This window comes from Streptomyces durmitorensis, assembly GCF_023498005.1.
Lineage (GTDB): Bacteria > Actinomycetota > Actinomycetes > Streptomycetales > Streptomycetaceae > Streptomyces > Streptomyces durmitorensis.
In genome coordinates this window covers 2,179,671-2,193,025 of the sequence record NZ_CP097289.1, presented here as the reverse complement: position 1 = coordinate 2,193,025, position 13,355 = coordinate 2,179,671, and the positions used below count along the sequence as shown (strand labels likewise).

The window sequence follows — 13,355 nt, the reverse complement described above, 5'->3', positions numbered from 1 at the left end:
CCGCCGAGGCCGCCACTGGTCACCACTGGTCACCACTGGTCACCGATGGCCGCCGCTGGTCACCACTGGTCACCGCCTCAGCGCACGTCCCCCGAACGTCCCGCCCCCGTCAGCCTGCTTCCACCACGTCTCCAGCGCCGTCTGGTCCATCGACCGCCACGGCGGCGTCTCCTCGACGAGCGAGTGACCGAGGCGCCGCCCGAGGTCGACCATCGCGGCACCGGCGACCGTGCGGTCGGTGTCGTACGTGTCGAGGGCGTCCGGCCAGGTCGTGGCCGTGGCGAAGGCGGACTCCAGGACCGTCGCGTCCTGCAGCGCCTTGACCGCGCCCGCCCCGGTGTGCGGCCGGGCGACGGTGGCGGCGTCGCCCATCAGGAGCACCCGGCCCGTGGTGTAGCGGGGGGCCGTGTAGTCGTACATCGGCTGGAGGAAGAGTTCGTCGGGGGTGGTCGTACGGACCAGGTCGCCCCAGTAGGGCGGCAGCAACTCGTCGCACACATACGTGAGATGAGAGGAGAGGGCCTCCGTGAGACCGCCGGGCGGCAGGCTGGTGGGGGCGGTGAGCCGCAGGTCCAGGCCGAGCCCCAGGTCGAGGTCCGGCGGCGGTGCCGTGTACAGGACCCAGTTGACGCGGTGGCCGCCGACGCCGTCCGGGATGCGGTAGACGATGGCGTGGCCGCCCGGGAAGACGACGTACACGCAGTCCTCCTCCGCCCACAGCTCCGGGTCCGTGAGCCGGTCCGCGGGGAAGGCGCCGCGCCAGGCGAGATATCCGGCGTACGCGGGACGCACGCCGGCGAAGGCCGCCGCGCGGACCACCGAGCGGTAGCCGTCGGCGCCGATCACGAGGTCGACGCGCTCGGTGCCTTCGGCGGTGTCCACCTCGGCCTCCTCGCCGGCCGTGCGCACCTGCTCCACCGCCACGCCCGACCGGAAGACCACGGAATCGGGCACGCGACCGCGCAACTCACGCCACAGAGGGCCCCAGTTGTACGTACGGAAAGGGAACGCCATCGCCCCGATCTCGTGACCGAGGGGCCCGGCCGCCGACCCGTCCCGCACATACCAGCGGCGCCGCTCCAGCTGTACCCACGGCATGTCCGCGTCCAGATACCCGGCGGAGTCCAGCTCCGCGTAACGGGAGTTGTGCACCGCGAGCCCGACACCGCGGTCGGCGAGGTGGCCCGCGGCCCGTTCGTACACCGTGATCTCATCGGCGCCACCGCGGTACGCGGCGAGTGCGGCGGCGCATCCGGCGATGCTCCCACCCACGATGGCGACCCTGCCTCCACGCATCATCGCGCCATCCTGGCAGGAAGGATGACCCTCTGTCAGCGCAGGGACACTCCGCGTCCGGCGAAGAACGGTTCGAAGTCCGAAAGCGACATGTCCGCCATCCGCGTCCCCGCGTCGATCCCTGACGGGTTGTGCAGGTGCAGACCCCCGTCCGCGGAACGCCCGGTGACCAGCACCAGGTGGCCGCCCCGGCCGGGAGAGGGCCGGTTCGGACGGCGGATCTCGTAGTGCACCGAGACCATCACCGAGCGGCCCTCGTCGAGCAGCGCGGTGATCTCCGCCACCGTCAGGTGCCGGTGCACCGTGGCGTTGACGCCGTGCACGTCGCGCACGTACTCGGCGAACGGGGCGTAGACGAGTCCGTGGATCGTGCCGTCGGCGTCCTCCGTGTACGCGCCGTACTTCAGCGCGCCGTCCCGCAGCTCGAAGAGCGAGGGCGCGGACGGGCCGAGCGCCATCCGCAGGCACGTCAGGCCGCACAGGTGGCCGCACCAGCGCGCGTAGTCGTCGAGGGTGACGGCGCCCGACTCGGCCCAGGCCGGGTCGGCCGCGCGGTCGAGCTCCCCGTACACGATGCGCTCGACGAGGTCGGGCGAGGCGAACTGGGTGTGGGAGGGGACCTGGCAGGCGGAACAGAGCGACACACGGCCCCCGGCATCTCGTGCCATCACTGGCGGTATCCGCTGAGGAAGCGGCCGATGCGGCTGATCGCCGCGTCGAGGTCGTCAGCGTAAGGGAGGGTCAGGATGCGGAAGTGGTCGGGGCGCGGCCAGTTGAAGCCGGTGCCCTGGACGACCTGGATCTTCTCCTGGAGGAGCAGGTCGAGGACGAACTTCTCGTCGTCGTGGATGGGGTGGACCTTGGGGTCCAGGCGGGCGAAGGCGTAGAGGGCGCCCTTCGGCTTCACGCACGAGACGCCGGGGATCTCGTTCAGCTTCCGCCACGCCATGTCGCGCTGCTCGTGCAGCCTGCCGCCCGGAGCGGTCAGCTCACGGATGGACTGCCGGCCGCCGAGCGCGGCCTGGATGGCGTACTGGGCGGGGGCGTTCGGGCACAGGCGCATGGAGGCGAGCATGGTCAGCCCCTCCAGATAGCTCTTCGCGTGCTGCTGCGGGCCCGTGACGACCAGCCAGCCGGAGCGGAATCCCGCGACGCGGTACGTCTTCGACAGGCCGCAGAAGGTCAGGACGACGAGGTCGGGGGCGAGGGCGGCGACGCTGTGGTGCACGGCGTCGTCGTACAGGATCTGGTCGTAGATCTCGTCGGCGAAGACCATCAGGCCGTGGCGGCGCGCGAGGTCGAGGATGCCTTCGATGACCTCCTTCGGATACACGGCGCCCGTGGGGTTGTTCGGGTTGATGATCACGACGGCCTTGGTCCGGTCGGTGATCTTCGACGCCATGTCGTCCAGGTCCGGGTACCAGTCCGCGGACTCGTCGCACACGTAGTGGACGGCCTTGCCCCCGGAGAGGGTCGTCACGGCGGTCCACAGCGGGAAGTCCGGCGCGGGGATGAGGACTTCGTCGCCGTCCTCCAGGAGGGCCTGGACGGCCATGGTGACCAGCTCGGAGACGCCGTTGCCGAGGAAGACGTCGTCCACGGAGACCTCGTCGAGGCCGAGTGCCTGGTAGCGCTGGGCGACGGCGCGGCGGGCCGAGAGGATGCCGCGCGAGTCCGTGTAGCCGTGCGCCTGGGGGAGCATCCGGATCATGTCCTGGACGATCTCCTCGGGCGCCTCGAAGCCGAAGAGCGCGGGGTTGCCGGTGTTCAGGCGCAGGACGCTGTGGCCCGCCTCCTCCAGGGCGTTGGCGTGCTCGATGACCGGACCCCGGATCTCGTAACAGACCTCGCTGAGCTTGCTGGACTGCCGGAACTCCATGCGCTGTGCCTCCCGTGACGTGAGTTACTTGGTTTTACCAAGCTGGAGCTTGGAAAGTCCAACAACTTGCATAGACTGAGTCGCATGCCACCTGCACCCAGGTCCCGCCGAAGCTATGACCAGTACTGCGCCGCCGCCCGCGCCCTCGACGCCGTGGGTGACCGCTGGACCCTGCTGATCGTCCGGGAACTCCTGGTCGGCCCGCGCCGCTACACCGACCTGCACGCCGATCTGCCGGGCGTGAGCACGGACGTCCTGGCGTCCCGGCTCAAGGACATGGAGCGCGATGGCCTGACGACGCGCCGCCGGCTGCCCCCGCCGTCGGCGGTGTACGTCTATGAACTGACCGAGCGGGGACGCGAGTTGCTCCCGGTCCTCCAGGCGCTGGCCACCTGGGGCGCGCCCGCCCTCCAGGAGCGCGCGCCGACGGACGCGGTCCGCGCCCACTGGTTCGCGCTGCCGCTGCTGCGCGGCCTGGCGGGGCTCGGGGCCGAGGGTGTGCTTGAAGTGCGCCTGGACGAGGGGGAGTTCCATGTACGGGTCGGGGGCGCGGGCGAGTCCTGCGGCGACGGCCCGGCGCCCGCGGAGCCGGACGCCCGCATCGTCATGGACGCCGAGACGTGCGTGGCGGTGAGCGGGGGAGTCCTCACGGTGGGGGAAGGGGTGCGGGCGGGCCGCATCGAGCTGACGGGCGACGGAGTCCTCGCGAAGGCGCTGCGCGCGTCCTGAGCCCGCCGTGACCGGGATCACCCCCGTAACCGGGTTCCGGCCAAACGGGGTTGGCCCCGTGCGTCTCCTCCGAACGTCCTAACGCGTGTGCCGCAGTGTTCATGATCGGCCAGTCGAACATCCCGGGCGCGCAGCACTAGGGTCGTAAGGGTCCATGTCGTCTTTTGGCGTGGGCGGTGGCGTCAGCCAGGGCGCCCCAACAGGGGAACGGGGAACATGGCCAAGAACGGTAGTCAAGGAAGCAATCACGCCGTCCGGGTCTTCCGGGTCCAGAGTGCCTTCACCGAGCTCGAAGGGCAGGTGCACGGCCCCGGGGAATTGGCCGAGGCGACCGGCCTCGACGACTCGACGGTTCATCGCATTCTGCAGTCCGGTATTCGCGACGGCATCTTCGTCCGTGAGGGGCGCGGCCTGTACCGGCTCGGCCCCGGTGCCGCGCGGCTGGGTCTGAAAGCACTCACGCACGCACCCAACACCGATGTGACGCACGAGGTACTGGAGAGCCTGCGCAAGGCCACCGACGGTGGCCTCGTGTTCCTCTTCGGCCTCGCCCCGTTCGGCGGGGCCAGGAAACAGTGCCTGGACATGGCCGTCGGCGACTCCGACCTGGCGGAGCTCGGCATCAGCCGGCGTGCCCTCCTGACGGTCTTTCAGTCGTTGCGTACGGGCGCCTGCGGGCGGGCGATCCTCGCCCACCTGCCGGAGGTCATCCAGGAGGGCGTCCTTGCCGAGCCGCCTCCCGTGGAGGCGGGCCCGGGGGTGTTCCGGGACGAGGGCGCCCTGCTCGCCTCCCTCAAGGCCGTGCGAGAGCAGGGCGTGGCCACCGACTCGGAGGAGTGCGCCGCCGGCTGGAACGGACTTGCCGCGCCGGTCCGCTGGGACGGGCTCATCATGGGCTCCGTTTCGGTGCTCAAGCCCAAGGACGCCATGCCGCAGTGGCCGGTCGGCGTTCTGATGGCCATGAAGGAGGCCGCCGACGTGTTCACCGAGACAGGGGGCGGCGCCTGGTCGGCGCAGACTCCCAGCTCCTTCTGATTGCGGCGCTCCTTCTGATATCCGAAACTCCCGCGTCATCCCGCCGAAACAAATAGCCGGGCGGTTATCCCGCGGGTGGCGCGGCGTTCACGAAATATTCGTATCTCGGCACGTGAGAAACGGCCGCCGTTTCTCACGTGCCGGGATTCACCTCGCTCGCATTCTCACCCTGCGGGAGAGGGACGGCCTTTCTTGACAAACCGAGGTGCCGGTGGCCAATACTCGGGAAGTGGAAAGCCGGAGTACTCGTGTTCCGGATTCGCCGTCAGGGGGGTTGCCTTGGTCCGCGCAGTCGCTGTCCGTCCGCACGCGTCGCAAGACGGGGCGGGAGGTGCTGGTCCCGTCCGCGAGGACCGTGGTGAACAGTCATCGGGTGAACAGGCCAGGGGTGAACAGAACGTGTGGCAAGCCGAGTTGAGGCGAGTCCCGCTGCTCTCCGCGCGTGAGGCAGAAGTGTTCCAGCTGCTTGGCGAGGGCTATTCCAACCGCAGCATCGCGCGGCGACTCGACATCGCCGAGCGCACGGTCAAGTTTCATGTGGCGCAGGTGCTGAGTAAATTGGACGTTGAATCCAGATTACAAGCAGGGCTTGTAGCCTTCTCCGGTCGGCGCCTGTACCAAAGTGCAGTTCCCCGCCGAAAGAAAGCCGGATAGTTTTTCTCTGGAAGGAAAAGCGCGAGGCCATGGGCCCGGCTTTTCTCCAGACTCTCCGGAGACGCGCCCCGCGTAAACCCCGGTTTTTCGTGGAATCGCTGCTCTCCCCCCTTCGTGGTGACGGAGAAAGGACACGCCCATGCCGACCAAGACCGCCACCCTGCGCGCCATCCGCCTCGCCGCCGAAGAGGGGCCCGGCGCACACGCCACCGAGCAGCAGCACGCCCGGGGCAAACTGACCGTCCGTGAACGTCTGGAACTCCTCTTCGACGAGGGGTCGTTCACCGAGGTCGAGCAGTTGCGCCGACACCGAGCCACCGGCTTCGGTCTGGAGAACCGCAGGCCCCACACCGACGGAGTCGTCACCGGCTGGGGAACGGTCCACGGACGCACCGTCTTCGCCTACGCCCACGACTTCCGCATCTTCGGCGGCTCCCTCGGTGAGGCGCACGCCACGAAGATCCACAAGATCATGGACATGGCCGTCAAGGCGGGTGCCCCGCTGGTGTCGCTCAACGACGGCGCGGGGGCCCGTATCCAGGAGGGCGTCTCCGCGCTCGCCGGGTACGGCGGCATCTTCCGGCGCAACACCAGGGCCTCCGGTGTCATCCCGCAGATCTCGGTGATGCTCGGCCCCTGCGCGGGCGGCGCCGCCTACTCGCCGGCCCTGACCGACTTCGTCTTCATGGTCCGCGAGACCTCCCAGATGTTCATCACAGGACCCGACGTGGTCCAGGCGGTGACGGGGGAGGAGATCACACAGAACGGCCTGGGCGGCGCCGACGTCCACGGCACGGTCTCCGGCGTCGCCGCGTTCGTCTACGACGACGAGGCCGAATGCCTGGAGGAAGTGCGCTACCTGCTGTCGCTGTTGCCCTCCAACAACCGGGAGATGCCGCCTTCGCACCCGACGGACGACCCCGCCGACCGCCGGACCGAAGCGCTCGCCGACCTGGTCCCCGCCGAGGGGAACCGGCCCTACGACATGCGCGCGGTGATCCAGGAGATCGTCGACGACGGTGAACTCCTGGAGGCGCACGCGGGCTGGGCGGGCAACATCGTCTGCGCCCTCGCCCGGATGGACGGGCGGCCCGTCGGCGTGATCGCCAACCAGCCGTCGCAACTGGCGGGCGCCCTGGACATCCACGCCTCGGAGAAGGCCGCCCGGTTCATCACCACCTGCGACGCGTTCAACATTCCGCTGGTCACCCTCGTCGACGTGCCGGGGTTCCTGCCCGGCGTGGACCAGGAGCACAACGGCATCATCCGGCACGGCGCGAAGCTCCTCTACGCGTACTGCAACGCCACCGTGCCGCGCGTCTCCCTCGTGCTGCGCAAGGCCTACGGCGGGGCGTACATCGTCATGGACTCCCAGTCCATCGGCGCCGACCTGACGTACGCCTGGCCGACGAACGAGATCGCGGTGATGGGCGCCGAGGGCGCCGCGAACGTCGTCTTCCGCCGGGAGATCGCCGCCTCCGAGGACCCGGAGGCGACCCGGACCCAGCTGGTCAAGGAGTACAGGACAGAGCTGATGCACCCTTACTACGCCGCCGAACGCGGACTCGTCGACGACGTCATAGACCCCGCGCTGACCCGCTCGTCCCTCATCGGGGCGCTGCGTGTCCTGGGCGCCAAGGACGTCGACCTGCCGTCGCGCAAGCACGGCAACCCGCCCGCATGACGGGCACACGGAACACCGCACTCACGGTGGTACGAGGACGCCCCGACGACCTCGAACTCGCCGCCGTCACCGCCGTCCTGAGGGCTGTGGCCCGACAGACAGCCCACCAGGCGTACGTCCCCGCGCCGCCCGCGCCGGACCCCGCGCACGCCCGCTGGGAGGGCAGCAGCCGTACGCGTCCCGCCGGCTCCTGGCGCTCCGCCGGCAGACACCGGCCGGGCCCCGCAGGCCGCGCCCGCGCCACGGCATGAGCTTCCGAGTCACGGCGTGAGCCGCCGTACCGACGCCGATTTCCCCCACACACTCGACTGGGAGCGGATAGTGAAACATCCACTCAACCCGATCGACGAGGTCTTCCTGGACATGGACCAGGACATCGGCCTGGTCCAAGGGCAGTTCCTGCGGTTCCGTGGACAGGCCCCCTCGCTTGAGCAGCTCCACGGCCATCTGGCGGAGCGGCTGCCCGGCCTGCCCCGGCTCACCCACCGGGCGGTGACGGGCGGCCGTGGCGGGTTCCGTGCCCCCAGCTCCCGCTTCGACCTGCGTGACCACGTACAGCAGATGAGGCTCCCGGCCGGCACCCCACTGGACGAGGTGCTCACGGCCATGGTGCGTCGGCCGCTCTGCGAGAGCGGCCCCCTGTGGACGATCCACCTCGTGCACGGCTACTCCGACGACGAGTACGCCGTCTGCTACCGGGTCCACCACGGCCTCGAGGACGGGATGGGGGCGGCCCACGTCGCCGCCGTCCTGTTCGGCACCCCGCACCCGGACCGCACCCCGGGGAACGGGGAGGGGGACGGGCGCACCGGACCGCTGTTCACCGCCGGACCCCGTGAGCTGCTGCAGGGTGCGCTCAGCGTGGGCGCCGGAATGACGCGCGGTCTCGTGCCCGGCAGGCTCTGGCCCCGGGCCCAGTCACCCGCCCCGGAGCACCTGGCCATGTGCAGCACGAGCGCGACCCGGCGTGAACTGAGCGAGCTGGGCAGGGGGTTCGGCGGCACGGTCAACGACGCCTTCCTCATGGCGCTGTGGGGTGCGCTGTCCGCCTGGAGCGCGACGGGCGACGGGCACCACGACCTGCGCTCGGTGTTCCGCACGTCGCCCGTACCGGTCCGCATGCCGCTGAGCACCCGGCACGAGGGCGAGGAGGACGCCGTCGGCAACCACCTCACGACGACCGTGGTCACTCTGCCCTGCCAGAGCGTGCCGCCCGCCGAGGCGTTCGCGCAGCTCGTCGGCAGCACCCAGCGGATGCGGTCCAACGGTCTGCGTCCCGCCAGCAGGGCCCTGGTCGCCCTGCTGCCCAAGGCCCTGATCCGCTGGACGGTCAGGCGTCTGCTCAGCCCTCGCTCGTCACCGCTGTACGCCTCCAACTACGCGCTGCCCGCCTGTCTTTCCTTCCGCGACGACCCGGTCGTGGACGCCGTGCCGCTCGGTGTGCTCCTGCCGGGCAACGCCCTGTCGGTGACGCTGCTGTCCTGCGGATCCCGGGTGCAGGTGAGTTTCCTCTACGACCGCAGGCTGCCGGGCGCCCAGCGGCTGGCGGCGCTCTGGCGCGAGGCACTCGACGCGCTCGACTCGATGGACGCAGTTCCGGCCGCCTGAACGGCCGTTCCCCCACCAGCCACCCACTCTTCGGAGGGATTTGTATGTCGAGTCGGTCCAGTTCACGCGGTCATGCCGTGTGGACCCTGATCGTGACCGGCCTCGCCGTCTTCATGGCGGCGCTGGACAACCTGGTCGTCATCACCGCCCTGCCCGCCATCCAGGAGTCCCTCGACACGAGCCTCCAGGACCTGGAATGGACGGTGAACGCCTACACCCTGTCCTTCGCGGTCTTCCTGATGGCCGGTGCGGCGGCCGGTGACCGATTCGGCCGCCGCCGGATGTTCGTGGTGGGGCTCGTCATCTTCACCGCGGCGTCGGCGGGATGCGCCCTCGCCGACAGCTCCCAGCAGCTGATCATCGCCCGAGCCGTGCAGGGCCTCGGCGCCGCCATCGTCATGCCGCTGACGCTGACCCTGCTCACCGTCGCCGTGCCGCCGAAGCGGCGAGCCATCGCGCTGGGCATCTGGGGCGCCCTGAGCGGCCTCGCCGTCGCGCTCGGACCGCTCATCGGCGGCGCCGTCGTCGAGAAGATCTCCTGGGAGTGGATCTTCTGGGTCAATGTGCCGATCGGCGTGGTGGTCCTCGCCCTCAGCCTGTGGAAGCTCGCCGAGAGCAAGCACCCGCAGAGCACGCTCGACCCGGTGGGCACCGTCCTGGTGAGCCTCGGCATGTTCGGCGTGGTGTTCGCCCTCGTACGGACCACCGAGTACGGCTGGGGCGGCAGCGAGGTGCTGCCCTACCTGATCGGCGGAGTGGTGATCCTCGCGGCCTTCGTCACCTGGGAGCTGCGCACCCGCCATCCGATGCTGCCGATGCGGCTCTTCCGCAACCGTTCGTTCAGCGCCGTCAACTCCGCCAGCCTGCTGATGTTCGCCGCCATGTTCGGCCTGGTGTTCCTGCTGACCCAGTTCATGCAGAACATCCAGGGCTTCTCGCCGCTCGAAGCGGGCGTACGGATGCTGCCCTGGACCGCGATGCCGGTCCTTGTCGCCCCGCTCACCGCCCTGCTGTCCGGGCGTCTGGGCAACCGGCTCGTGGTCGCCGCGGGTCTGCTGTTCGAAGCCGTCGGTCTCGGCTGGCTCGCCATGGTGACCGAGGTGCACACCGAATACGCCGACCAGGTCCCCGGCCTCGTGCTCGGCGGCATCGGGCTCGGTCTCTTCTTCGCGCCCGTCGCCGAGATGGCCATGAACATCGTCGCCCCGCGCGACCAGGGCATCGCCTCCGGAGCCAACAACACCTTCCGGGAGCTCGGCGGTGTGCTCGGCGTGGCCGTACTGACGTCGGTGTTCACCGCGCAGGGCGGATACGCCTCGCCGCAGAACTTCGTGGACGGACTCGTCCCCGCGACCTGGATCGGCGCCGGCATCGCCGCCCTCGGCTGCGTCGCCATCCTCACCGCACCGCGCCGGTCCAAGGAGAACAACTCCGCGTGGCAGGAAGAGGAGCGCCCGGACACCGGCAGGACGGACCCGGCGGACCTCCTTGAGCCCTCGCGGCGCTGACGGCCCCGGACCCCGGCACGCAATCGCCCGCAGTCGACCAGCCAGTGGCAGGGAGTCGAGATGTACGACGCAATAGTTGTCGGCGCACGGATCAGTGGCGCCTCCACGGCCATGCTGCTCTCCCGGGCGGGCCACAAGGTCCTGCTGCTCGACCGGGCCGTGTTCCCGGGCGGCAAGGCAGCCGCGACCAACCTCGTCCACCCACCGGGCATCCTGCGCCTCAAACGCTGGGGCCTGCTCGACGAGTTGACGGCCACCGGCTGCCCGCCCATCACCGAGTACGGGCTGCGCAGCGGACCGGTGGAGCTGATGGCCCGGCTGCCCGCCGTGGACGGAGTGGGCGAGGCGTACTCGCCCGAGCGCAGCAGGCTCGACCAGATCCTCCTCGACGCCGCGGTCAAGGCCGGTGCGGAACTGCGGTCCGGCGTCTCGGTCCGGGAGCTGATCACCGACGACGCCGGAACAGTCACCGGTGTGCGGGGTGAGACGTCGGACCGTACCCCCGTCGTCGAACACGCCCGCGTCGTGGTCGGCGCCGACGGCTCCAACTCGACCGTGGCCCGACTCCTCGACGCACCGAAGTACGAGGCCCACCCGGTGCTCAACAAGAGCCACTGGTCGTACTGGGAGGGCCTGCCGCACGACGGGCGGGTCCGCACCTATCGCCACGCCGGCAAGCACGCGTTCACCTGGCCCACCCACGACGGGCTCACCATCGTCGGCGTGGCCCTGCCGGTGGCCGACTTCAAGGCCACCAGCGACGAGGACCGCGACCGTACGGTCATCTCCGCGTTCGACGAGGTGGACCCCGAGCGGGCCGAGCTGCTGCGCGCGACCAAGCGGGTCGACCGCTGGATGACCGGGTCCGTGCCCAACTTCCTGCGCCGCTCGCACGGCCCCGGCTGGGCCCTGGCCGGGGACGCCGGCTACACCCGGGACCCGATCACCGCCGCCGGGATCACCGACGGGCTCCGCGGCGCCGAACTCCTCGCCGCCGCCGTCGAGTCGGGCCTGTCCGGCCGCGAACCGCTGGAGGCCGCACTCGCCGGGTACGCCCGCGACCGCGACGCCCTGGTCACCGGCCACTACCGCTACACCCGCGACCACGCGACGATCGCGGACCACTCCCGGGAGGAACTGGCGTTCATCCAGGCCATGAACCGCAGCCCCACGCACGGCCGCGACATGGTCGGCATGTTCGCCACGATGGTTCACCCGGCGGAGTTCTACTCACCGGCCAGCATCCACGCCCTGCTCGACCACCTGGAGCCCGGCGCCGGTCCCGGCTGGAAGCTGCGCATGGTGCGCTGGCTGGCGCGCGGGGTGCCCCGGCACCTGCCCGGCGCGACCCGCACGGCCGACCGCCTCGTGGCGAAGAACCTCGGGCCCATGGGGCAGTACCTCGCCTGAGCCGGCCCCTCCCCGTATCGCGATCCCGCGCGTACCCGACCCTCTCCACCTCACCACCAGCATGGAGGCACGATCATGACCGTCCACACCTCTACGGACCTGCGCACCACCTTCCTCTTCCCCGGGCAGGGCGGCTTCGACGGCGCGGCCCTGCGTCTGGCCAAGGAGAAGTACCCGCAGGTCAGGCAGGTCTTCGAGCGTATCGATGCGGAGACCATGAACCTGTTCTCGCGCCGAATAACCGACGTGCTCTTCGGGGACCACGACACCGATCTGCGAGAACTCCTCAACGACGACGCATGGGCCTCCCAGGTGGCCATCTACGCCGCCGGCCTGGCCTCGTACGAGATCCTGGAAGCGCAGGGGGTGCGTCCGGACGTCCTCGCGGGTCACAGCCTCGGCGAGATCACCGCGCTTGTCGCCGCCGGGGCCTTCTCCGTCGAGGACGGTGTGCGGATCGTCGCCCAGCGGGTGGCGGTCATCCAGCGGCAGAACGGCATCGAGGGCCGCATGGTGGCCCTTTCGGCGGGCGCAGAGCGGGCCGGCCGCCTCCTTGACCTCCTCGACGACCCGATGCTGGCCGTCGCCACCGAGAACCACGACGAGCAGACCGTGGTGAGCGGTCCCGGCGAAGCGCTCGACCGAGTGATCGCGATCGCCGGACAGCTGGGCATCGGCGCCATCGAGATCGACACCCCCTTCCCCTTCCACACCCCGGCGCTCGCCCCTGCCGTACCCGAATTCGCCACCTACGTCGGCAAGTTGGACCAGCACCCCCTTCGGCACCTGGTGTACTCGCCGATCCTCCAGCGGTACTACGAGCCCGACGACGCGCTGGCCGACCGCCTCGCCGAGCACTTCGTCACCCCGGTGCGGTTCGCGGCGGCCGTGCGCCATCTCCAGGCCGCGGGTGTCACGACGTTCGTGGAAGCGGGCGGACGGGCCGCCCTGTCCAAGCTCGTCGTCCGGCTGACCAAGGGATCGGACGTACGCGCCCTGCCCTCGTTCTCGATCGACGCCGACGGCGGCCTCGCGCTCGACGCCACCCTGCGGATCCTGCGGGACGCGGGCCTCGCCGATGCGACCGGGGCCCCGGGCCTCGCCGAGCTGCTCGCCCCCACGGTGCCCACCGACGTGTTCGATGCGTACTGGAGCGAGCACGGCGACGAGGTGCTCCGGCGCATCGCCGACGACCTGGGCTCCTTCACCCCGCGGCCCGCGGCTGCTCCCGCCGCACCCTCGACTCCGGCTCCGTCCGCCGGGGCGCCGGACCGTGCCGAGATCCACGCCGAGCTGCGGACCCTGTACGCCGAGGCCCTCGAGTACCCCGAGGAGGTCTTCGAGGACGGCGTCCAGCTGGAGGCCGAACTGGGAGTCGACTCGGTCAAGCAGGTCGAGCTGCTCGCCCGCGCCTCCAAGCAGTACGGCCTGCCCACGCGGGAGGCCGGATTCCGCCTGGAGAACTACAACACCATGGACAAGATCGTCGACTTCGTGGTCTCGGAGCTGTCCGGCCGGGAGGCGGTCGCGGCGGGCTGACGGGTCCCGCGTC

The 13,355-nt window shown here is 70.5% G+C and carries 12 protein-coding genes; 9 read left to right on the top strand and 3 right to left on the bottom strand.

The window, feature by feature from the left end; all coding sequences use genetic code 11:
• Positions 1–69 precede the first annotated feature (69 nt).
• The 3 genes from M4V62_RS10030 to M4V62_RS10020 are packed head-to-tail and all read right to left on the bottom strand — an operon-like array spanning position 70 to position 3,175.
• Positions 70–1,296: an FAD-dependent monooxygenase gene (locus M4V62_RS10030; protein ID WP_249586893.1), complete on the bottom strand. Its 1,227-nt coding sequence runs from the start codon at positions 1,294–1,296 to the stop codon at positions 70–72.
• A gap of 35 nt (positions 1,297–1,331) precedes the next feature.
• On the bottom strand, positions 1,332–1,964 hold the full coding sequence (locus M4V62_RS10025) for a cysteine peptidase family C39 domain-containing protein (protein WP_249586892.1): 633 nt from the start codon (positions 1,962–1,964) through the stop codon (positions 1,332–1,334).
• Positions 1,964–3,175 (bottom strand): pyridoxal phosphate-dependent aminotransferase, encoded by a 1,212-nt coding sequence (locus tag M4V62_RS10020; protein ID WP_249586891.1) that lies wholly within the window; start codon positions 3,173–3,175, stop codon positions 1,964–1,966. Before M4V62_RS10020 ends, M4V62_RS10025 begins: the two co-directional genes overlap by 1 nt.
• A gap of 84 nt (positions 3,176–3,259) precedes the next feature.
• Between M4V62_RS10020 and M4V62_RS10015 the strand changes: the two genes are divergently transcribed.
• From M4V62_RS10015 to M4V62_RS09975, 9 genes are all read left to right on the top strand, one after another.
• Entirely contained in the window at positions 3,260–3,904 is a 645-nt protein-coding gene (locus tag M4V62_RS10015) for a winged helix-turn-helix transcriptional regulator (RefSeq protein WP_249586890.1), read from the top strand.
• A gap of 216 nt (positions 3,905–4,120) precedes the next feature.
• Positions 4,121–4,939, top strand: a complete 819-nt coding sequence (locus M4V62_RS10010; protein WP_249586889.1) for an IclR family transcriptional regulator — start codon at positions 4,121–4,123, stop codon at positions 4,937–4,939.
• 399 nt (positions 4,940–5,338) lie between these two features.
• On the top strand, positions 5,339–5,593 hold the full coding sequence (locus tag M4V62_RS10005; protein WP_249586888.1) for a response regulator transcription factor: 255 nt from the start codon (positions 5,339–5,341) through the stop codon (positions 5,591–5,593).
• Positions 5,594–5,732: 139 nt separating this feature from the next.
• On the top strand, positions 5,733–7,277 hold the full coding sequence (locus M4V62_RS10000) for an acyl-CoA carboxylase subunit beta (protein WP_425575014.1): 1,545 nt from the start codon (positions 5,733–5,735) through the stop codon (positions 7,275–7,277).
• Positions 7,274–7,528 carry an acyl-CoA carboxylase subunit epsilon gene (locus M4V62_RS09995; RefSeq protein WP_249586887.1) on the top strand — a complete coding sequence of 85 codons (255 nt, stop codon included), beginning with the start codon at positions 7,274–7,276 and terminating at the stop codon, positions 7,526–7,528. Before M4V62_RS10000 ends, M4V62_RS09995 begins: the two co-directional genes overlap by 4 nt.
• A gap of 70 nt (positions 7,529–7,598) precedes the next feature.
• A complete protein-coding gene (locus M4V62_RS09990; RefSeq protein ID WP_249586886.1) occupies positions 7,599–8,885 on the top strand; it encodes a wax ester/triacylglycerol synthase domain-containing protein in 1,287 nt (428 codons plus the stop codon).
• Positions 8,886–8,929: 44 nt separating this feature from the next.
• The gene (locus M4V62_RS09985) at positions 8,930–10,393 is read left to right on the top strand and encodes an MFS transporter (protein ID WP_249586885.1); all 1,464 of its coding nucleotides are present in this window, start codon (positions 8,930–8,932) and stop codon (positions 10,391–10,393) included.
• Between the two features lie 60 nt (positions 10,394–10,453).
• On the top strand, positions 10,454–11,803 hold the full coding sequence (locus tag M4V62_RS09980; protein ID WP_249586884.1) for an NAD(P)/FAD-dependent oxidoreductase: 1,350 nt from the start codon (positions 10,454–10,456) through the stop codon (positions 11,801–11,803).
• Positions 11,804–11,878: 75 nt separating this feature from the next.
• Entirely contained in the window at positions 11,879–13,342 is a 1,464-nt protein-coding gene (locus tag M4V62_RS09975; protein ID WP_249586883.1) for an acyltransferase domain-containing protein, read from the top strand.
• The last annotated feature ends 13 nt before the right edge of the window (positions 13,343–13,355 follow it).

Coding starts and splice junctions, on each gene's coding strand:
- M4V62_RS09985 (WP_249586885.1), top strand. CDS start 8,930: ATGTCGAGTCGGTCCAGTTCACGCGGTCATGCCGTGTGGACCCTGATC.
- M4V62_RS10025 (WP_249586892.1), bottom strand. CDS start 1,964: ATGGCACGAGATGCCGGGGGCCGTGTGTCGCTCTGTTCCGCCTGCCAG.
- M4V62_RS09975 (WP_249586883.1), top strand. CDS start 11,879: ATGACCGTCCACACCTCTACGGACCTGCGCACCACCTTCCTCTTCCCC.
- M4V62_RS10000 (WP_425575014.1), top strand. CDS start 5,733: ATGCCGACCAAGACCGCCACCCTGCGCGCCATCCGCCTCGCCGCCGAA.
- M4V62_RS09980 (WP_249586884.1), top strand. CDS start 10,454: ATGTACGACGCAATAGTTGTCGGCGCACGGATCAGTGGCGCCTCCACG.
- M4V62_RS10030 (WP_249586893.1), bottom strand. CDS start 1,296: ATGCGTGGAGGCAGGGTCGCCATCGTGGGTGGGAGCATCGCCGGATGC.
- M4V62_RS10010 (WP_249586889.1), top strand. CDS start 4,121: ATGGCCAAGAACGGTAGTCAAGGAAGCAATCACGCCGTCCGGGTCTTC.
- M4V62_RS10020 (WP_249586891.1), bottom strand. CDS start 3,175: ATGGAGTTCCGGCAGTCCAGCAAGCTCAGCGAGGTCTGTTACGAGATC.
- M4V62_RS10015 (WP_249586890.1), top strand. CDS start 3,260: ATGCCACCTGCACCCAGGTCCCGCCGAAGCTATGACCAGTACTGCGCC.
- M4V62_RS09995 (WP_249586887.1), top strand. CDS start 7,274: ATGACGGGCACACGGAACACCGCACTCACGGTGGTACGAGGACGCCCC.